This is a genomic window from Sphingomonas sp. SORGH_AS_0950 (assembly GCF_030818415.1).
Classification (GTDB): Bacteria; Pseudomonadota; Alphaproteobacteria; order Sphingomonadales; family Sphingomonadaceae; genus Sphingomonas.
The window spans coordinates 524,101-543,621 of sequence record NZ_JAUTAE010000001.1 but is presented as its reverse complement, the minus strand read 5'-3'; the positions used below and the strand labels follow the sequence as shown (position 1 = coordinate 543,621).

Annotated in this window: 18 protein-coding genes and 1 tRNA gene; 1 reads left to right on the top strand and 18 read right to left on the bottom strand. The window is 65.2% G+C overall.

Features of this window, described 5'->3' with window-relative positions; genetic code table 11:
- Window positions 1–606, bottom strand: coding sequence for a DJ-1/PfpI family protein (locus QE385_RS02155; protein ID WP_307098621.1), 606 nt, complete (start codon window positions 604–606; stop codon window positions 1–3).
- Window positions 606–1,448, bottom strand: coding sequence for a PhzF family phenazine biosynthesis protein (locus tag QE385_RS02150; RefSeq protein WP_307098620.1), 843 nt, complete (start codon window positions 1,446–1,448; stop codon window positions 606–608). Before QE385_RS02150 ends, QE385_RS02155 begins: the two co-directional genes overlap by 1 nt.
- 106 nt (window positions 1,449–1,554) lie before the next feature.
- Here QE385_RS02150 and QE385_RS02145 point away from each other — a divergent pair, with 106 nt between their 5' ends.
- Window positions 1,555–2,937, top strand: a complete 1,383-nt coding sequence (locus QE385_RS02145; RefSeq protein ID WP_307098617.1) for a PLP-dependent aminotransferase family protein — start codon at window positions 1,555–1,557, stop codon at window positions 2,935–2,937.
- Between the two features lie 111 nt (window positions 2,938–3,048).
- On the opposite strand, the gene QE385_RS02140 is transcribed toward QE385_RS02145, so the two are convergent.
- The 16 genes from QE385_RS02140 to QE385_RS02065 form a co-directional block, all read right to left on the bottom strand.
- Window positions 3,049–3,543: a hypothetical protein gene (locus QE385_RS02140; RefSeq protein WP_307098615.1), complete on the bottom strand. Its 495-nt coding sequence runs from the start codon at window positions 3,541–3,543 to the stop codon at window positions 3,049–3,051.
- 104 nt (window positions 3,544–3,647) lie between these two features.
- Entirely contained in the window at window positions 3,648–4,283 is a 636-nt protein-coding gene (locus tag QE385_RS02135; RefSeq protein ID WP_307098613.1) for a hypothetical protein, read from the bottom strand.
- Window positions 4,283–4,819 carry a hypothetical protein gene (locus QE385_RS02130; RefSeq protein WP_307098611.1) on the bottom strand — a complete coding sequence of 179 codons (537 nt, stop codon included), beginning with the start codon at window positions 4,817–4,819 and terminating at the stop codon, window positions 4,283–4,285. The genes QE385_RS02135 and QE385_RS02130 overlap by 1 nt, the downstream gene beginning before the upstream one ends.
- A gap of 216 nt (window positions 4,820–5,035) precedes the next feature.
- A complete protein-coding gene (locus tag QE385_RS02125) occupies window positions 5,036–8,041 on the bottom strand; it encodes a MobA/MobL family protein (protein ID WP_307098609.1) in 3,006 nt (1,001 codons plus the stop codon).
- Window positions 8,042–8,313: 272 nt separating this feature from the next.
- Window positions 8,314–8,751, bottom strand: a complete 438-nt coding sequence (locus tag QE385_RS02120) for a hypothetical protein (RefSeq protein WP_076715672.1) — start codon at window positions 8,749–8,751, stop codon at window positions 8,314–8,316.
- Window positions 8,748–9,203: a hypothetical protein gene (locus tag QE385_RS02115; RefSeq protein ID WP_307098606.1), complete on the bottom strand. Its 456-nt coding sequence runs from the start codon at window positions 9,201–9,203 to the stop codon at window positions 8,748–8,750. Before QE385_RS02115 ends, QE385_RS02120 begins: the two co-directional genes overlap by 4 nt.
- Window positions 9,204–9,215: 12 nt before the next feature.
- The gene (locus tag QE385_RS02110; RefSeq protein ID WP_307098604.1) at window positions 9,216–9,848 is read right to left on the bottom strand and encodes a hypothetical protein; all 633 of its coding nucleotides are present in this window, start codon (window positions 9,846–9,848) and stop codon (window positions 9,216–9,218) included.
- A 139-nt stretch (window positions 9,849–9,987) separates the two neighbouring features.
- Window positions 9,988–12,021, bottom strand: coding sequence for a S8 family serine peptidase (locus QE385_RS02105; RefSeq protein ID WP_307098602.1), 2,034 nt, complete (start codon window positions 12,019–12,021; stop codon window positions 9,988–9,990).
- A gap of 550 nt (window positions 12,022–12,571) precedes the next feature.
- The gene (locus tag QE385_RS02100) at window positions 12,572–14,566 is read right to left on the bottom strand and encodes a hypothetical protein (RefSeq protein ID WP_307098599.1); all 1,995 of its coding nucleotides are present in this window, start codon (window positions 14,564–14,566) and stop codon (window positions 12,572–12,574) included.
- 97 nt (window positions 14,567–14,663) lie between these two features.
- Window positions 14,664–14,740 (bottom strand) — tRNA-Pro (locus tag QE385_RS02095).
- A gap of 68 nt (window positions 14,741–14,808) precedes the next feature.
- Entirely contained in the window at window positions 14,809–15,300 is a 492-nt protein-coding gene (locus QE385_RS02090) for a nucleoside deaminase (RefSeq protein ID WP_307098597.1), read from the bottom strand.
- A gap of 64 nt (window positions 15,301–15,364) precedes the next feature.
- Window positions 15,365–16,120, bottom strand: coding sequence for a 2-dehydro-3-deoxy-D-gluconate 5-dehydrogenase KduD (gene kduD, locus QE385_RS02085; RefSeq protein ID WP_307098595.1), 756 nt, complete (start codon window positions 16,118–16,120; stop codon window positions 15,365–15,367).
- A gap of 5 nt (window positions 16,121–16,125) precedes the next feature.
- Window positions 16,126–16,968, bottom strand: coding sequence for a 5-dehydro-4-deoxy-D-glucuronate isomerase (gene kduI, locus QE385_RS02080; RefSeq protein WP_307098593.1), 843 nt, complete (start codon window positions 16,966–16,968; stop codon window positions 16,126–16,128).
- Window positions 16,969–17,009: 41 nt separating this feature from the next.
- Window positions 17,010–17,912 (bottom strand): amidohydrolase, encoded by a 903-nt coding sequence (locus tag QE385_RS02075; RefSeq protein WP_307098592.1) that lies wholly within the window; start codon window positions 17,910–17,912, stop codon window positions 17,010–17,012.
- Entirely contained in the window at window positions 17,912–18,661 is a 750-nt protein-coding gene (locus tag QE385_RS02070; protein ID WP_307098590.1) for an SDR family NAD(P)-dependent oxidoreductase, read from the bottom strand. The genes QE385_RS02075 and QE385_RS02070 overlap by 1 nt, the downstream gene beginning before the upstream one ends.
- Window positions 18,658–19,521, bottom strand: a complete 864-nt coding sequence (locus QE385_RS02065) for a fumarylacetoacetate hydrolase family protein (RefSeq protein ID WP_307098587.1) — start codon at window positions 19,519–19,521, stop codon at window positions 18,658–18,660. The genes QE385_RS02070 and QE385_RS02065 overlap by 4 nt, the downstream gene beginning before the upstream one ends.

Sequence of the window (19,521 nt, the reverse complement as noted above, 5' to 3'; positions counted from 1 at the left end):
TCAGGCGAATGCCAACTCGCCCGCGACGATCGCCATGGCATGATCGACGAAGTGCGCCTTCTCGCCGACCGGCGCGACGTAACGAAGTGCCTCGCGCGCCAGTTCGGGTTCGCCTCCGCGCGCGATCATCCACGCGGCCAGATAGGGCGCAGCCAGACAACCGCCTGCCGTCGCGACATTGCCATGAGCGGCGAACGGTGCGTCGATGATGGTGACACCGGCCTCGACCACCCACGGCTTGGTGGTGAGGTCGGTGCACGCGGGCAAATCACCGATCAGGCCGAGCCTGGCCAACAACAGCGTCCCTGAACATTGCGCCGCAATCAACTGCCGGGCCGGATCGAGACGAACCCGGGCCAGCATCGCCGGATCGACGGCAATGTCGCGCGTGCGAACCCCGCTGCCGATCAGCACCGCGTCGGCTTCCTCGACGAATTCGAGCGGCCGTTGGCGATGGACCGTGACGCCGTTCAACGAGGTCACGGTCTCGGTCGGCGCGGTGATGTGCGCGGCCCAGCCATGCGGACGCAGCCGGTTGATGATCGCGGCGGCCACGAACGAGTCGAGTTCGTTGAAGCCGTCGAAGGTCAGGACCGCGACCTGCATCACCCTTGCGTCCGCCCGGAGAACAGCGTCCGCGTCGCTCCGGCGACCCAGACCTGGCCGGTCTCGTCCTGCGAGACATGGATACGCCCGCTCCGCCCGAGGCGCGTGCCCTGTGCGGCGACATAGCTGCCGCTTGCCCAACCGCTGGTGAACAGCCACTGGCCGACCGAGGCGTTGAGGCTGCCGGTCACCGGGTCCTCGATCAGCCCGCCGTGCGCATCGGTGAAGAGCGCGCGCAGTTCGAACGCGACCTCGTTACCGGGCGCGTGCGGCCCGACGATGCCGATGTCGATATGCTCGGGGTGGTGCCGCGACGGCTCGACCGCCAGCACCGCCTCCGCCGACTCCAGCATGACCGCGATCCAGCCGGGGCCATTGTCCGCCCAGGCAGCATCGACGATTGCCGCGCGGTCGATCCGCAGCAACTCGGCGGCCTGAGCGATCTCAGCCTCGGTCGGGGTGCCGCCGCGCAGCAGCGGTGGGGCGGCAAAGGCAAGCCGATCGCCATCGCGCCGGATCGTCACCAGTCCCACGCCGCATTCCTGCACGATCACGCCGTTCCGCTTCGGCTGTCCGCCCGCTTCGAGCCAGGCATGGGCGCTTCCCAAGGTCGGGTGCCCGGCGAAGGGCAGTTCATGCGCCATGGTGAAAATGCGCACGCGATAATCGGCGGACGGATCGGCCGGCGGCAGCAGGAAGGTCGTCTCCGAAAAATTCAGCCAGCTTGCGATCGCCTGCATCTCGTCCGTCGTCAGGCCATCGGCATCGGCGATGACGGCCAGCGGGTTGCCGGTCAGCGGATCGGTGCCGAATACGTCGACGAGGCGGAATGGGCGGCTCACGGGCATCTCCTGTTGATGATGGGGCGTTCTATCGAGCTACGACTGGCGCTGACAGATACGCATCGGTACGATCATGCCGAACTGTATTGGTAAGAACGGCAGTACGATGGCGAGCGCCCCAGACGAAACCCGCACCGGCATGGTTGCCCGCGAAATCCGCGACCGGATCGACGCCCGCACGCTGACGCCGGGCGCACGGCTGCCGTCGATCCGCGCCATGGCCGAGACGAGCGGGGTCGCGCGCTCGACGGTAGTCGAGGCCTATGACCGCCTCGCGGCCGAGGGCGTGATCCGGTCGCGACCGGGATCAGGCTTTTATGTCGTCGCGCCCTTGGCCCCGCTGGCGTTGGATCGGCTGGCCAGTACGAAGGAACGCGAGGTCGATCCGCTCTGGATGCTGCGCCAGTCGCTGGGCGAGCGGCGACACGAACTGATGCCGGGATGCGGCTGGTTGCCCGACGACTGGCTGGCTGGCGACGCGCTGCGCAAGGCAATGCGCGGGGCCGCGCGGGCGGACGATGCCAACACGCTGGCAGGCTATGCATCGCCCTTGGGTTCACCACCGCTGCGGACGTTGTTGGCCCGGCGACTGGCGGATCAAGGGATTGCGGCTGGACCCGACCAGATCCTCCTGACCGATAGTGGCACCCACGCGCTCGATCTGGTCTGTCGCTTTCTGCTCCAGCCCGGCGACGCAGTGCTGGTCGATGATCCGTGTTATTTCAACTTCCTGGCTTTACTGCGGGCGCACCGCGCCAAGGCGATTGGTGTGCCGATGACGCCGACCGGGCCGGACGTCGCTGCCTTTGCAGGGGCTGCCGCCACGCATCGCCCGCGTTTCTACCTGACGAACTCGAGCGTCCATAACCCGACCGGCGCGTCCCTCGCCGCCGCCACCGCGCACCGTTTGCTCAAGATCGCCGAGGCGCATGACATGGTCGTCGTCGAGGACGATATCTTCGCCGACTTCGAACATACGCCGTCGCCGCGTCTGGTGGCGTTCGACGGGTTCGACCGAACGATCCGTATCGGCAGCTTCTCGAAATCACTGTCGGCAGCGGTACGGTGCGGCCATATCGCCGCGCGTCCCGATTGGATCGAGGCACTCGCCGACTTGCGGATCGCGACGTCGATGGCGGGCAGCCCGCTTGCCGCTAACCTGCTTCATACGGTGCTGACCGACGGCAGTTATCGCCGGCATGTCGAAGGCGTCCGCGCCAGGCTGTCCCGCGCCACTGACAATGTCATCAAGCGCCTGCGTGCGGCGGGATGCGAGCCCTGGATCGAGCCGCAGGCCGGCATCTTCCTTTGGGCACAATTGCCGGATGGCGTGGATGCCGTCGATCTCGCCCGCAGCGGCATTGCCGAAGGGATCGTACTGGCGCCCGGGCCGGTGTTCAGTACGGGTGGCGGGTGGCGCAACCACATGCGCTTCAACGTCGCGATGAGCGACGATGATCGGCTGTACGCCTTCTTGCAAAGTACATGAACATGACCCGATGCCCTTTACCAAAAGGCGTCTGGTCAGCCTTGTGGCAGAGCGAACGACAGATATGACGTGCGACCTGACGCCACGGCGGGTAGCGTCAGGTCTCTGTCGTTAGGCTGCCAGCGGTCGGGTCCGAACCGCCGCACGATCGGCAAAGGCGACACCGCGAGCGACCAGCTTGGTGAGTCGCGCCTCGGCGCGGGCGATGCCTTCGTCACGGTCAGCCGGCTGGTTGGCCAGTTGGATCAGTTCGCCAGGTGCGAGCCGGTACGCCTTGCGGATGCCGGGCTGCGGCAAGATGATCGCCCGCGATCCATTGCGGCTCAGATACAGGCGGCAGTCGGTCTGCAGGTGGCAAATGCCGTCGCGAACGGCGCACAGCGTGATGCTGGACAGGTGATAGCCGTCTTCGCCATCGGCAAAATCCAGATATACCAGATCGTTGCCGCTGCTGTGCGCAATGGCACCGATACGCAGTCGCCCTTCGGTTCCGCCCATTTCGCCGGCGAGGATCGCCGCGCCGGGCTTCATCGTGCGGCTGCCGACCAGCATCTGGGCGACTGCCTCGGTGTGGCGGCGGATGATCGCGGTCTTGTCGGTCGTCATTATTGCCTTCTCCATTTTCATCCCCGGATCGGGGACCATCCTTCTCCCTTCGTGCCTTGCCCCCGGCAGGCGGGCGGGACCGCTGCGGTTCCCGCCCGTCATGCTCAACCGTCCCGGTAGCGCGGCACCCAGACGTCGTAGAAACCCTCCCATTCCTGCTGGAATCGCGCCTGCGCGGTTCTGGCGACGAGATCAGGGTGCACCTCGCCCCAGCCAGAAGAGCGATGGACGCGCGCCATGCAGACGACATGAGCGTGCGGACGACGAGCTGACAGTTCGTCCCCAGGCATATGCACCACGGTCATGCTGGTCAGTCGGCGTTGCAGCGCCAGCTTTTCCAGTGTGTACATTCCGACCAGCGAAAGGATGTCGGCAGGTTGCCAGCTATGCGGGAAGCGGTACGTCAGCACGACCGCCAGCAATTTCTGATGCGCTTTGGCTTTGGCGTCGTAGTCGTGGAAGAGGCTTTCCAGCGCGCCGGGCTCGACCGCGACACCGGGCGCCGTGAAGATGCGGTGCGATGCGCAGGTGATAGGCCACAGCCCATCCGCCAGCCAATCCTTATCAGCAGGCTTGCTAGGTTGCAGCTTGGCGCGAGCCAGATCGGCGACGCTGTTCTGCTTTCCCTTCGCACTCTTGCGCAGCAGGGCGTAGCCGAAATCCGGCGTCGAGCCGAGCGGGTCGTCGTACACCATGTCGTCGGCATCCGACGGGCTGATCCAGGGCAGCGGCTTGCTCATCAGCGATCCCCCCAGACGGCGGCAAGGAAGGCATCGGCTCGCGCCAGCCCCGGTGCCAGATCGCAGCCTCGGTCGGCGGCGGACAGCCGGGCCGGCCTCATCGGCCGCAGACGACCAGGGGAAAGGCGGAAAATCGCGTCGCTCTCATCCGGTTCTGCAGGATCGGGCACCAGCCACGCCTCGGAGGTACGCGATAGCCAAAGTCGTCGGACGTGATGCCAGACGGTGCCGTGGCGCTGCCACTCTCCGACCGCGCAATAGAGCGTGCGGCTGCCGATGCTCGACGCTTTCACTACCAGCGCATCGCACCGGGCAATGCGGGTCCCGCGCCCGACGGTGTCGAGATCCCCGCGTGACGGCTCGATCGACGGCACGAGCAGCAGTTCGGCGGCGGCGATGTGAAGAAAATTTCGGAAAGGTAGGGGCAGGATCGGGACCGATCGGTCGATCCGCCAACCGGCGCGCTCGGCGATGGCGAGCGCGCCAGACAGGGCGCGCGCCTTTGCGAGCTCGCGCTCTCGATTTACGATGTACATAGAAGACCCTGATTTTGCGCGGGAACGGCGGGCTGCTCGCCGGCCCCGCACCGTCATTTCGCCTATACGGCACAGCCGCAGGCCCCTTCCAAACCATCATACCGGCCGGCCCGGCCGGTCTATCCTTCGCCTTCGCGATGAAGGCGACGCGCCTGGAGGGCGTAGCAGATTGCCGAGCGTTCCCGCTTCACCGCAGCAGGTGATAGACCGGCGTGATCAGCGTTCGTGCGATCCCTTGCCCCTGATATCCGGAACCGTTGGTTCCGCTTTGCCTTTCGACTTCGCATCGTCAGTATGTGGCCCAAGCGTTCTGGCCAATCGACCAAGCTGACCGGATACGCCACGGGAGGATTGCGGCTTTTCCTGGTTTGGCGGCGATGCGTTCGGTATCTGTCGTTCAACGCCTTCAATCAGGTCGCGCCGACGGACCACACCTACAGGCGACGCAGGTGCAGCTCGCTCGCTGGCCCCCAAGGCCGCGACTTTCCCAAGGCGTCCGGTATCACGCAACGCAGGTACGGCCCGCAGCCCGATAGGCGGTTCCAGCGGCATCTTCACGACATGAGGTATGGGTAGGATAGGCTTGCGCGGGCCTCCATGCCGCGGCGGCGTAATGGATGGCAGATCGGATTGCCGCTGTTGTTGCTCAGCGTACCTTTCGGCCAAGCGCGCTTGCAATTCCGCGTGATAATCGGGATGCGTCAGCACCCTTTGATCCTCCGCGCTCAGTCCCGTCATATCGACTTGGTATCGATCGCCAATAACAGTGACGGCCGCGTTTTTCCGGAGCAAAATTTCCCATGCCTGTTCGCGAAGCAGGGCTTGTTGACGGCGGGCTGCTTTTCGCCGAGCTTCCCGGTTCGCTTCTGCAATGGTCGGCTGAACGGCAGCGGCTTCAATTTCTTTTCGATCTGGCTGATGCGTCACCGATGCCGATGAGGACGGTTCAGCCACTTCCCTTACAGGCGTGGTTTGCTGATCGCCCGTTTTCTTAGCCCCGTCAGTCTCCGAGACTATGGGTTCGATGCTGAAAGGAGCCAGCATCATGCGCGGATACTCGACCATCCCGGACGTCTCGTTCGACGCGCCAGCCAACATTGCCGTCTTTCGCCGGGCGCGCTCGGCGAGCAGAATGCGTTGGATCGGGCGTTCCGCCGAAAATAGGCGCATTAGCGTGTCGATGGCGACCGGAACGCCTTGCCCGAGCCGCACCGAGTCATCCTCGATCACCAACAAGGTGGGGTCCGCCGCATGTTTGGCAAGCCAGGCGTGCAGCCGCTCGCGTTTGCGGTCGTCGTAGCTCGACGGCATCGGTGTGGCGGGTTCCTTCACCCGGTCACGCGGATGGTATGTCATGGCGCGTCTGCGGGTCTGATCCTGGGACGCGGGCTGCGTCGCGGACTGCACGACATGCCACTCGGCCGCCACGCGGGCCTCCGCCTGGGCCAGCGCACGGCGTTCGGCGTCACGCTCCGCTAGTGAAGGGCTGTGCCTCTCGACCCAGGCGAGGTGCTCCAGCGCTGCAGCGCGCAGATCGTCGTCACCAACTCTCTTCTTCACTGACTGGCCGGGCTGAGGCGTCAGGGTACGGATCACCGCATCGGCGCGGGATCGTGCCATTGCGACGACGACATCGGCAAGTTCCGCCTGCAACCGCCGCCGGATCAACCGGCGTTCAAGCCTCTCGCAGCGATCAAGGGCCGCCAACGCATCGCGATCATGTGCCAAGGCCGAACGGGAAAACGCGACTTCCTTCTCCAGCGCTGCTTCGGCGGCTGCTGCTCGCGCCTCGCAGGCAGCGGCCTCGTCGGCGACGATCTTGCGGGCATTGCGCGATCCCACCTCGGTCACGATACCCCGGTGTTCGAGGCCGGTCGCGCGGTTGCCCATATGCTCGAGCGGGGTCATGGCGATGCCGTAATCGGCATAGGTGCCGTGCAGGTACCGAACGATGTCGGGCCGGTCGCCGGCCACCTGATTGACGATGCTGATGAAACGCCGCCGCATCAGGCCCACTACATTCGGCCGCCCACTGCCATCCGTACCGATGTCGGCACCATAGCGGACCTTGGACTGAGCAAAGGGTCTAACGTTCTTGCCGTTCCGACGTTCGACATACTCGAAGTCCCAACACCCATGCTCGTCCAGCCACCGGGCGGGCCGATCATATGCATCGACATGGATGTGAAAATTGCGGCGGTCGTTATGCTGGTCGGGCTGGTGGATCGCGCCGATCACCATCCATCCGTCATCGCCAAGCTCGCCACAGAAGCGGGACAGGATCTCGTGCCGATCATGGACCGACAGCCCGTCGGGCAGTTCACCGACAAAGCGGTGCTGCACCCGCCCGGTGCGACCCTGCTTCCATTGGAACATGTCCTTGCCCGCCGGATGTGCATCGAGCCAGGCAAGCCGGTCGAAGGCTTCCTCTTCGGTTACCTCCGCCACCGGGATTTCGCGATCCCTGAACCGCTTGCCTGTTCTTGCAGCCTTTTCTTTCAGCTCATCGCGTCCATCACGGAGACGACGGCTCATCGCGCGCAGCCAGTCCGGGGCGATCCCCATTCGCTCGAACATTCTGAATCCGTCGACCTGCGCCGTCGATGCAGTCAGATAGTGCGTGCGTGGCGAGGATTCGTACCGTTCCGCCGCCTCGAACAGGCTGCGTTGCCGACTCTGATCCCCCGGGATGTTGGTGAACGTTGCCAACCGATTGGTCTCGGCGCGCAGATCCTGCGCGTCGAGCAGGTCGATCGCCAGATCCCCGATCGGATCCTGCAGGCCGGTTTCCCGTCGGATATAGTCGATATGCGCCGCGATCCCGATCGTGGCGCCGCTGGTGACATAATCGAAATGCCCGCCTGCCGTCATGGCGGCAGTCTTGTGGCCATGCCGGACGCGGCCATCCTTGCGGGTCGGCGCGAACGTCCGGGTGATCGGCTTGACGTCGAAATGCGGTATGCGAAAACCGCCGGACTGGCGGTCGCGACCGGTCAACGGGCTGGCGGTGAAGAAGTCGACGACGCGCTGATCGGTCGGCGCTTTGGCTCGCCGTTTCTTCCCCGTGGCGGTTTGCTCGGATACCCCCTGCACGCGGAAGCGGGCACGGGACAACGTCGCACCGATCGCGTCGCGATCGTCCTGCTGCTGACGCCGCAGCAATGCCCGCACATGATGGGCATAGACCGCGCGCGCGCCGCCATCTGTGCCGGGTGACGCCATATACATATTGTCCCGGACCGGCCGGGATAGGGCAACCCCCTCGACGAACACGTTGCCTCCGCCTTCCGGAAGCCGACAGGCTGGAGGACACCGCCCGCCGCCGATGGTCACGGCGGCGGGCGGCGCACGGCAGGTTGGCCCGCCAATCTGCGTTGTTGCGCCTCCAGCTTTCTCCCTTGTCCTTCTCCTATCCTGGCCCGGGCTCTTTCTTGTGCTTTCCTGCCCCTCCGGCGGCATCGCCGCCGGCCGTTCGTCGCCGCCTTGCGGCTGGGCTATGACCCGCAGATCATTGACCCGCGCAGCCGGGTCGTGACGTTGCGGCGAGTGACGATCAGCACCGCGTCGGTGGTGACCGTCTCGTAGCCCATGGACCTGATGCGCGCGGTATCGACGACCCGAATGGTCAGGTCGCCGGACTGCCAGGCGTCGTGAGTGAACGGGAATAAATCGCGCGCGTCGCGTCGCGGTTTGAGGATGACGATGCGACCGCCAACCTTGGTCATCGCCTTGTCCCCAGCAGCGACGAAGTGGATCGGTCCGCCCCGGCGGGGCGACCAGTAGCAGCCGGTACCGTCAAGGCCAGCCGCCCGCCAATCCGCCCTCGTCGTTGCCTCCAGCACCGCAGGGCGAGGTGCCGCATCCACTGTGGAGATGGACGTCAGCACCGGCACCAGCGCCGCGACGATCCGAAGCGTCAGCGGCCCCCTCATGCATCGAGCTCGATGACGCTGCGCTCGCCCAAAATCCGGTGCGAGCGGGCGACCTGCGCGCCCAGCGCCCGCTGCACCAGCCAGAAGAACCCGGCGGTTGCTGCCTGCGGCCATTCCCCCGCCAGCCAACGGTCGATACGGAACCCGGCAGCAACGAGACCGAGGACGAAAGCGATGCCGGCCCACCACATCGCTAGCCGCGCGGCGAAATAGACGCCCTCGACGATCCATAGCCGGAAGCGCGACGTCGCCGGATGCCAGATCGCCCAGCCGAACAAGGTCAGCGGCGCAGCCACGGCAGCGCCATAGGCCATCGCAGGGTCGAGGTTCGCCGCAACCAGACGATAGGCGAGGAACCCGACCGCGCCCAACAGCAGCGCTGCGCCCGCCGCGCGGAAGAACCCGATCCGCCCGAGCACATCGCCCAGGATCATGCCGATGAGGTAGGGCATATACCGCTCCTGTCAGAAGGATTTGCCGACCGTGCCGAGCCGGGCGCTTACCGCCCGGTCGACCAGTGCGCGCGCCTCGCGGTCTGCAGCGCTACCGGGCAGCAGCATCAGGTGCATGCCGGTCGAGTCGACTTCGAGCGACATGGTCGCGCCGTCCTTGCCTTGCGGAGCGATCAGAACCCCTTGGCGTGGGCCATAGATCGACGGGCCATAGCGGGCGATGACCTCGGCACGGATCTGGGCATAGCTGCGACCAGCTTCCGGCGCGCGGTACCCCACCACGCCGACCCGCCCACCGTCCGGCGTGGGGACGATATTGACCCGGACAGTCTCTTCGCCCTTAACCCCGTTGTAATCGTAAACGCCGGAACGGGCGGACGTCGGCGGTATTTGATTGCGCCGTCTGGCAACCGCTTCCTCCACGACTTCTGCCCAGCTGTTGCCGGGATCAGCAGTCACCGTCCAACCGGTCCTTCGCAAAATCGCCGCCGCGTCGGCCGCCTTCATGCCGGGACGGATGCCGGCAATGTCGAGCAGTTTGGTCGGTTTGGGTGCCGTCTTCACCGACTGTGCTTCGCATGGTGCGCTGGCCGTGCCGCTTACCGCCAGCAGCAGCATGGCGGGGATCGTCGTTATCTTGATCATCTTGCGTCTTCCTGTTTCGCGGACACGCGACATCGTTCGCCGGGGAGTCATCCCGGCGTCGCAGTCCTGACTGTCATGGGTGTTCCCGCTGGCTGGCGGCGTCAGCCCGGAGGCGGTGCGCGGGCGGCGAGGTGACGGGTCACCGCAACACCAGCGTGACGAAGCCCGCGATGTCGGTCGCACCCGCGACATGGCCCGCATCGAAGGCTTGGGCGATGCCGACGCGGAGCGATGACATTGGCGACAGTGCCGCCGACCAACCCAGTTCGACATCAAGTTCACGCGCTTTCGGGACCAGATCGACCACCGCCATCCGCGTTGCCATTGCCCCCGACATCAGGTCGTAGGTGACTGGCAGCACCATGGTGGCCCGCGCACGCTCGACGCGGAGCGGCGAGGACAGGCCAAGCGTCGCGACGCCGCCAAGCAGGCCGCGTGCACCCTCGACCGCGTAAGCGGTGCCGAGCACCGGCTGGTCGAAGCGCATCAGTTCGGACCCACCGCGCACGCGGGTGTTGGCAGCTGTCGCCCGCGCGGACAGCATCAGCCCGGCGACGGTCCGCCGCATCGTCAGCGTCGCCATCGTGGTGGAGGCCCCCTCCAACCCGAGGTCAGGACCGCCGCTCAGCCCCAGCACGCGGCCATGCTCGGCGACGTCGGATAGCTCCAGCCCGATTCCCAGCGGCGTTGTTATTGCGACGGTGCGCTGCTCAGTCCGACGATCACGCGACGTGCCGGAGGCGAACGATGCCGACCAGCCCGAGCCGCTCCAGCTCGACGTCATTCCGACCGGTGTCGCGCCGATCCCGCGCAACGGCGATCCGGCAATGGCGGCACTTTGGCCGATCGCGACGTTCGCGCCCAGCGTGACCGTCTGCCCCCGTGCCGGAGAAAAGGAGGCAAAAGCCGGGCGGTTGGATCGCGCCCCCTGCCAATAACCCGTGGTCGTCGCCGGCGATACAAAGCCGAACCTTGCATCGGTCGGGTTAGGCGTCAGCCAAGGCGGATCGACCGGCGTCAGCATCGCACCGGCCAAGAGCCCAGAGCTCTGCGCGCGGATGCCGGATGCACCCGTCATGTGGAAGTCCCGGCCATAACGGTCGAGCACTGTCATGCCGGCAACCTTGTCGCCCAACGCCGCCGCACCGGCGCCACCACCGAACGGACCCGAGACGGTAAGCGAGGAGTAGCGGGCCAATACGGTCTGCGCGGCCGCGAAGGCAGCAGCAGGCGCCTGCGCCTGCATCGCCTTTTCGATGTTGAGAATGCCTGCGCCAAAGATCGGATCGACGCCCGGCGCACCGGCGTCGGTGGCGGTGTCGAGCAAGATGCGGCTGATCGCCTTGCCGCCAAGCTGCGGCCAATATTGCTTGAGTAGCGCCGCCGCACCGGCGACTGCGGGAGCAGCGAAGCTGTTGCCGGTCACCGTCACAATCGCGCCGCTTTCATCCATGGTCTGCACAGCGTTGCCGCCCGCCGCGATCATGCGATCGGCGAGCGGGCCTGGGCTTCCGTTGGCGCTACGCGGATTGCCGTTGCGGTCGACGCCGATCGCAAACAGGAACCAGTCCTTGTTGGCACGATCTGTGCCGATGAGGTTTTCGGCGAATTGACCGGTGAAGCTGTCTTCGTCGGTGAAATTTGAGATGGACTGTACGAATAGCCGGTCGGCCTGCCGCACGGCGTCCATCGCCGCACGCTGGTCGATCGCCTGCTGTCCGGCGACGCTTCCGTTAGCGCTCAGGTTGATGACGAACGCCCCCTTCTCGAGAGCGTAGCGGATGGCGGGCGCAAGCAGCGCGGGGTTCGGCCCACTTCCTTCCGGCACGGCGCCGGATGTGGGCGTCACGTTCGACATGTCCGGCCCGCTGATCTTGAGCGCCAGGATCGTGGCATCAGGCGCCACACCCTGAATGCCATTGCCGTCGCGGGCACCGGCGGCGACGCCAGCGACCCTTGTGCCGTGACCAATCACATCCTTCACTTCGAAGCGGATCGTCTCAGCGGCGCAGGTGCCGCAGCGGGCAATCTTCTGGTCGAAGGCCGTACTGTCCGGCGAAATGCGCCCGGCGAATTCGCGGCCGGAGGTATCGATGCCGGTGTCGAGGATCGCGATCGTCACGCCCTTGCCGGCGATCCCTCGATCATAGGCATAGGCAGCTTTGGCGGACACGACCGAACCCGATGCTTGATACTCCGCGCTGCTGGCGGATGATGTTGATGTCGGCGACGGCGTGGGAGTCGGTGACGGTGCCGGACTGGGTGTCGGGATCGACCCGGAAGAATTGATGCCACCGCCTCCACCACCTCCACCGCATGCGGCTAGTAGCAGCGTCACCGACGCGGCCGTCGAACTCCTGATGATGGTAAGCCGTCTATTGCGGCTCCCGATAACTGCACCCACGCCCGAACCCCCGTCCGCGTGGTGCCGATCGGCCTTCCCAGCCGGCGGCACCGCCCTGTAGAAACGAGGCGGTGCCGGCCCGTGAGCCGGAGATTGGAAACCTGCAGTAAGACAGGCGCGAGCGTCTTTGGGCTTGTGCCTTGGACATACACGCCCGCTCCCCGGCCGAATAGGATTCGGGCCGGGCGTACGGCTACTTACTGACGAGGTTTCCACGCCTCGGTCCGCCTGCTGGCGAACGCCTCGACCCTAAGCCGGATGCGTTAACAATCTCAAGCGGCGATTAGTGTGGAAGCAAAAACCCTGTGCAAAACACTGTTCACTTCGTCTTGTCCGCTTTCGGCCGGTCAAGGCGACTGGGCGTACGCACTCCGAACCTCAGTCGGTTCGCCGGGCGAATGCGGATCGGCAGACTCGGCTGGATATGCGCGGTCAGTGGCGTCAGGTGTTTCAACGCCTCCAGCTTGATCGACAGTTCCGCCTCGTCGTCATAGGTTCTGGCTGTCTCGGTCTCGCCTTCATGGCCGAAGATGTCGCAGCGGACGCTGTCCGGAACGACGCCCTTCAGGATCGACGTGGCCGTACCGCGGAAGCTGTGGACGTCCTTGTCCTTCCAAGCGCCGCCCGCCTGATGCCGCCAGGGCGTTCCGTTGGGGAACGCCCATTTTCTCCACGGATTGAAGATGCTCTTGTAGAAGGTGCTGGCGAAGCTGGAACTGCCCGGCGATGCCATGTCTGGAAACAGCATGGTGCAGCCCGCCGCACGGATCGCGTGGACATATTCGATGAAGCCCAGCCGGATCAGCTCCGGATGGATCGGCAGCTTGCGGATGGACTGAACATTCTTCAACCCACGGTCTTCCGTGAAATCGATCTGTAGATATGGAATCAGTTCGTCTTCATGCACATCGCTAAGCGGCAACCCGGCCAGCTCCGAGCTGCGACCGCCATAGAGCGGCAGCATGAGCGGCAGCCAGTACCAAGCATCGTGTAGGATCTCGCTTCCGGGCGTCAGGCGGCGATCGATCCCGGCCGCCCCGGTCCAGATCGGGGCCGACAGCAGCCGGCGAACTTCCTGCTTCGTCCAGTTCGCGCGCCTCTCCCGATCACGCTTTTGCTGTTGACGTGCCTTTTTGCCGACGCCTTTCCGGGCCGTCTTGAAGTCGATCGCTTCGGCGGGACGATGGCCTTTCTCCCTGTTCGCACCTGCGGCGTGATGAAGGACGGCCATGATCCAACTGATATGCTTGTTGATCGTAACTTGGGAAATGCCGCGCATCTTCTCCGGCATGGTCTTGGCCCGTGCCAAGCTCGCCGCAATCCCGCCCACGCGTTCCTCGGTTGTACGGCCCCAGCGGTTGGGCAGGGTGCTGCACAGGTCAGTGAAGTCAGTCACATGCTCCTGCGTGATATCCTCTATGAAGACGTCGCCGCCGCACGCATAGTCGAACAGGCGGACAGCGGTTCGAACCTGCTGGATCGTGACTGCGTCCCACGCGCGCTGGCGTTCATGGACTGCGATGCAGGCGTCGGCGGCGTCGACGAGGCGTTGCTTCGCCTTGGCCGGCACCGGCTGGACTGCCACCTGCTCGACCGGGCTGGTCGGTTGCGGCTTGGACGGCTGAGGTGGCGGGACCGACGTCGTTTCCCATGCGAATGGCGTATCGTCCGCAAGCGCGTCGTCGATCCATTCAGCGGGCAAATCCTCGTCCAGGGACAGGTTCGCCGTCGCCTTCCGACACGCAACGGCCTTGGCGGCGCAGATGGTACGGCGCATCTTGTCCAGATTTGCCGCCGTCGGCGCGATACCGAAATTTTCGACATAAGTGCCGATCTGCTCGCCGGAGACAGGGCTTCCACCCTGAAGGTCAAAGACCGTGTCCGCGACGGCCTTGGCGTCGGACAGTTTCCAACCGTTGGCGGTCATGCGGTCAAGGTCATCGAGCGTCCATTTCGCGTCGACTCCGCGCTTGGACAGGAAGGTCCAGGCCTCGGCATAGCGGGAGTTGAGGCTGGCATGATCGACGGCGGGAGTGCTGCTGGCGACCTGATCCTCGAGAATGCGCTTCAACTGCCAGCGCAGTGCGTCGCTGAACACCTTCTTGAGTTGATCCGGGCTGACACCCGTCGACCGCTCGCCATACCCCATGCGCAATGTTTCCGCCGCCGAACCGAGACGCAAGGCGATAACCCGCGCGTCCGTAAAGCTCATCGCACCGATGGGTAACGCCAGCGTTAACCGCACGCCGGCGACCGTCATTTTCTTGCGCCACCAATAGCGACTGCCGCGCAAGCCCACATTCGAAAAGCCCATTCCGCCACCCGAAGGGGTACAGCGAGGGGTACAGTCGGGGGTACAACCGTCCCTGATCGCCGTCGTTAAGACGCGAAATCAGAGACTTGCAAGCGGATGGTCGGGGAGACAGGATTCGAACCTGCGACATCCTGCTCCCAAAGCAGGCGCGCTACCAGACTGCGCCACTCCCCGACAGGGGGTCGCCCTTAGGGGAAGCGGGGCGGTACGCGCAAGGGGAATTTGATCCCGACGCATTCCCCCTACAGGTTCGCCTGCTCCTCACGCGGCAGGTCGGCGTCGGGCGGGTAATAGAGGCCCGCACATTCCTCGCGCAGGCAGCCGCCTTCGATCACGATATCGTCCCGATAGGCGTCACCTATGAAGGAGAGCGTGTCGACATGGCGCGCCTCGAAATACATGGGATGCACATCCTCGCGCCCGGCACCATAGACGACCCGCCCTACCTTCGACCAGATCGCGGCCATGGTGCACATCCCGCAGGGCTGCAGCGTCGAATAGAGCGTCGCGCCGCGCAGTTCCATCTCGCCGGTCCCCTCACAAGCGCGACGGATCGCCATCATCTCGGCATGAGCGGTGGCGTCGGGGAGCTCGTGGGTCTGGTTGCGCTCGGCGGCGATCACCCGCCCGTCCAGGACGATGATCGACCCGAGCGGCGAAGTGGCGGGATCGGAGCCCTTGGACCGCGCAACCGCGATCGCCTGGCGCATCCATTGTTCGTCTTCCTGTGTCATGACCCTTCAACGCCGCAGTCGCGTTGCCGGTCCATGGCCTGGGGCTGGCGGCCTACCCCGACGATCAGCGCGCCAGCCAGCCCCCGTCGACCGCAAGGATATGGCCGTTCACATAGGCCGCCGCGTCGCTCGCCAGAAACACCGCCGCCCCGCCCAGATCGCCGGGGTTGCCCCAGCGCCCCGCCGGAATACGGTCCAGGATCGCCTTGTTCCGGCTTTCGTCTGCCTGGAGTGCCGCCGTGTTGTTGGTCGCGATATAGCCCGGCGCGATGGCATTGACGGTCACCCCCTTGGCGGCCCATTCATTGGCGAGCAGCTTGGTCAGCCCGCCTACCCCGCTTTTGGATGCTGTATAGCTCGGTACGCGGATGCCGCCCTGAAAGGTCAGCATCGAGGCGATATTGATGATCCGGCCGCTCCCCTGCCCGATGATGTGCCGCCCGGCGGCCTGGCACAGGAAGAACACGCTTTTCAGATTGGTGTCGACAACCGCGTCCCAATCCTCTTCGGTAAAGTCGACGGCGTCGGCCCGGCGGATGATCCCGGCATTGTTGACCAGGATATCGAGCCGTCCCAGTTCGGCCAGGGTGGTGTCGACCACCTGTTGCACGGGGGCGATCGTGGACAGATCGGCCGGGATCAGGACGACCCGGCGACCCAGCGCCCGGATCTGCTCCGCCGTTTCCTCGGCGGGGGTGCGCCCCACACAGGCGACCTCCGCCCCGGCCGCGGCCAAGGCCACCGCGATCGCCTGCCCTATACCGGTATTCGCGCCGGTGACGATCGCAACTTTGCCTTCAAGATCGAAGGGATGTGTCATGACTCTTAGGCCAGCTGGCAGATGTCGAGGACGTTCATGTCGGTATAATCCTGGTTCTCGCCCGCCATCGCCCAGATGAACGCATAGGCCTTGGTCCCCGCCCCCATATGGATCGACCAGGGCGGTGAGATCACCGCCTCCTCATTCTTGATGACCAGATGCCGGGTCGCCTCGCCTTCGCCCATGAAGTGCATCACCCGGTCGTTGGCGAGATCGTCCAGTTCGAAATAGAAATAGATTTCGCTGCGCCGCTCGTGAATGTGCGGGGGCATGGTGTTCCAGACGCTTCCGGGCTTGAGCACGGTGAGCCCCATCACAAGCTGTGCGCTGTCGCACACGCCCGGGATGACGAGCTGGAAGATGGTGCGCTCGTTGGATTCCGTCAGGCTGCCGCGCTCCAGCGCGTTGGCATCGGCAATGCCGAGCTTGCGGGTCTGAAACGCCTTATGCGCGGGACAGGACGCCAGATAGAAGCGGGCGCCCTGCCCTTCGAACAGGACTTCCCGAACACCCATCGTGACATAGAGGCAATCCTTGTTACCCAACACAAAGACCTCGCCATCGACCGTCACGCGTCCCTCGGCGGTGCCCACATTGACGATGGCGAGCTCGCGGCGCTCGAGGAAAGGATGACCGGCGGCCGATGCGGGCTCTTTCTGGTCGGGCAGCTTGACCGGGGCGTCACCCACCGCGACGCCGCCGATCACAAACCGCTCGGCATGGGTATAGTTCAGCACGCACTCGCCGGTGCGGAACAGGTCCGGGATCAGATAACGGTCGCGCAATTCGTCGTTGGACACACATGCCATCATGTCGGGATGGGTGGCGTAGTAGGTGCGGTCGTACATGCTCGAAACTCCGATGGTCCTGCGTGAATAGCCGGGCGCGGTCAGCAGCCCAGCCCCAATCGATAAATGCGGTCGGCATTGCGACCGAATAGGGCGCGGCGGTCTTCCTCGCTGAAGTCGGCGACGGCGGCGTGACAGGCGTCCATCTGCGCATCGATGGCGCCGAACAGCCGGTCGGTCGGCAGGTCGCTGGCGAACATCGCGCGGTCGGTGCCGAACAGGTCGATCACGGTGCGGATCGTGTCACGCACGAAGGCCGGCGTCGCGTCGCGCCGGGCAAAGCCGAAGCCCGACAGCTTGACCGACACCTGCGGGCATGCCGCCAGCGCCGCCAGTCCCCGCCGCCATTCGGCCGGGCCGTCCGGGTCATCCAGAACCGCCATCCCCGCATGGTTGACGATCACCGGAATATCCGGGTGGCGGGCGAACAGTTCGGCCAGCGCGGTCATCTGGCCCGGATAGCATTGCAGGTCGAAGGACAGGCCATGATCGGCCAGCCTGGCAAAGCCCCTCTGCCAGGCGGCGTCGCGGGTCACGTCGCGCTCGGTATAGCTTCGCCGGGGATCGGGATGCCAGTTGACGATATGGCGGATGCCCCGCACGCGGGGGTGCCGGGCCTGCGCCGCCAGGATCCTGTCGAGATCCGGAGCGTCGAGCGCGGCGAAGGCGATGATCGCATCGGGGAGCCCCTCGGCATCGGCCAGGCCATCCAGCCATTCGGTTTCCCTGAGCGCATCACCGGGATGCGCGCCCGCATCGACATGCACCGCACCGACGACATTCCACCGCGCCATCTCGCGCCTGTAATCGGCGGGGAGATAGGTCCGGGCGATCGCCTCGACCGAACCGTTGGGGCCATCATCCGCAAAGGGCGGCGTCAGCCACGGATAGCGCAGCCGCTCCAGGTCCCACAGATGGATATGCGCATCGACGAACGGGATCATCAGAAGGTCGTCCGCCCCCCCGAGGTGTCGAAGGTCGCCGCGGTGGTGAAGCTGCATTCCTCCGACGCCATGAAGCACACCATCGCCGCCGTCTCGCTCACCTGCCCCAGCCGCCCCATCGGGATTTTGCCGCGCATATAGTCGACCTGGCTCTTGGGCAGTTGCGCGAGGATCGGGCTTTCGAAGGTCGCGGGCGTGATCGCGTTGGCGATGACCCCCTTGCCCGCCAGTTCCTTGCCCAGCGATTTGGTGAAACCGATTACCCCCGCCTTGGTCGCCGAATAGGCCGAAGCGTTGGGATTGCCCTCCTTGCCCGCGACCGACGCGACGTTGACGATCCGGCCATAGCCGTTCGCGAGCAGATGCGGCACGACCGCGCGGCAGCAATAGAAAACGCCGTTCAGATTGATCTCGACCACCCGTTGCCAACTGTCGAGCGGATAGTCCTCGACGCAGGCCGTCGCGCCGGTGATCCCCGCCGAACAGATGAGGATATCGAGCTTGCCCAACGCCGCCACACTGGCGACGGTGGCATGCTCGACCGCCTGGCAATCGGCAATATCGAAGGATTGCCAATATGTTGCACCGGCATCCTCCGCCGCTTCCGCAAGTTTCTCGCCATCGACATCCCATAGCGCCACCGATCCGCCCTCGGCGACGATCCGCCGCGCGACCTCGAGGCCCAGCCCCGATGCCGCCCCCGTCACGATCGCGGACCGCCCCGCAAAGCGCCCCTCGAAGAAGGTCACGCGGGCAGTTCCATCGCAAAGGGGATGCAGGTCTGCCGCTGCTCGCCCAGCTTCGCGATACCCAAATGCATGGTATCGCCGGGCTTGAGGAAGATCTTGTCGGGCTTCTGCCCCTCGCCCACCCCCGGCGGGGTGCCGGTAATCAGCAGGTCGCCCGGATGAAGGGTAATGAAGCGGCTGACATAGGCGATGCATTCGGCGACCGGGAAGATCATCGTCCGCGTATTGCCGGTCTGCATCCGCCGTCCGTTCACGTCCAGGAACATGTCCAGCTCCTGGCAATCGCCGACCTCGTCCGGCGTGACCAGCCATGGCCCGACAGGTCCGAACGTGTCGCAGCCTTTGCCCTTATCCCACTGACTACCAAGCTCTTTCTGGAACGCGCGCTCAGACACGTCATTCGCCAGGACATAGCCCGCGACGTGGTTCAGCGCATCGGCCTGCTCGACATAGCGACAGGTCGTGCCGATCACGACGCCCAGTTCGACCTCCCAGTCGGTCTTCTCGGCATCCTTGGGGATCATCACGGGGTCGTTGGGGCCGGTCAGGCACGAGATCGCCTTGGTGAAGAAGATCGGCTCGGGCGGCGGCTTCAGTCCCGATTCCTTGGCATGATCGGCATAGTTCAGGCCGATGGCGATGAACTTGCCGATCCCGGCGACGGGGACGCCGTAGCGCGGATCACCCTCGACGAGCGGCAGCGTTTCGGGATCGACCGTGCGCAAGCGTTCCAGTGCTTCGGGCGTGATGGTGGCGGGCGTGACGTCATCGATCACGCCGGACAGGTCGCGGATCCGACCTTGCGCATCGACGAGACCGGGCTTTTCCGCGCCCTTCGGACCATAACGGCAGAGTTTCAT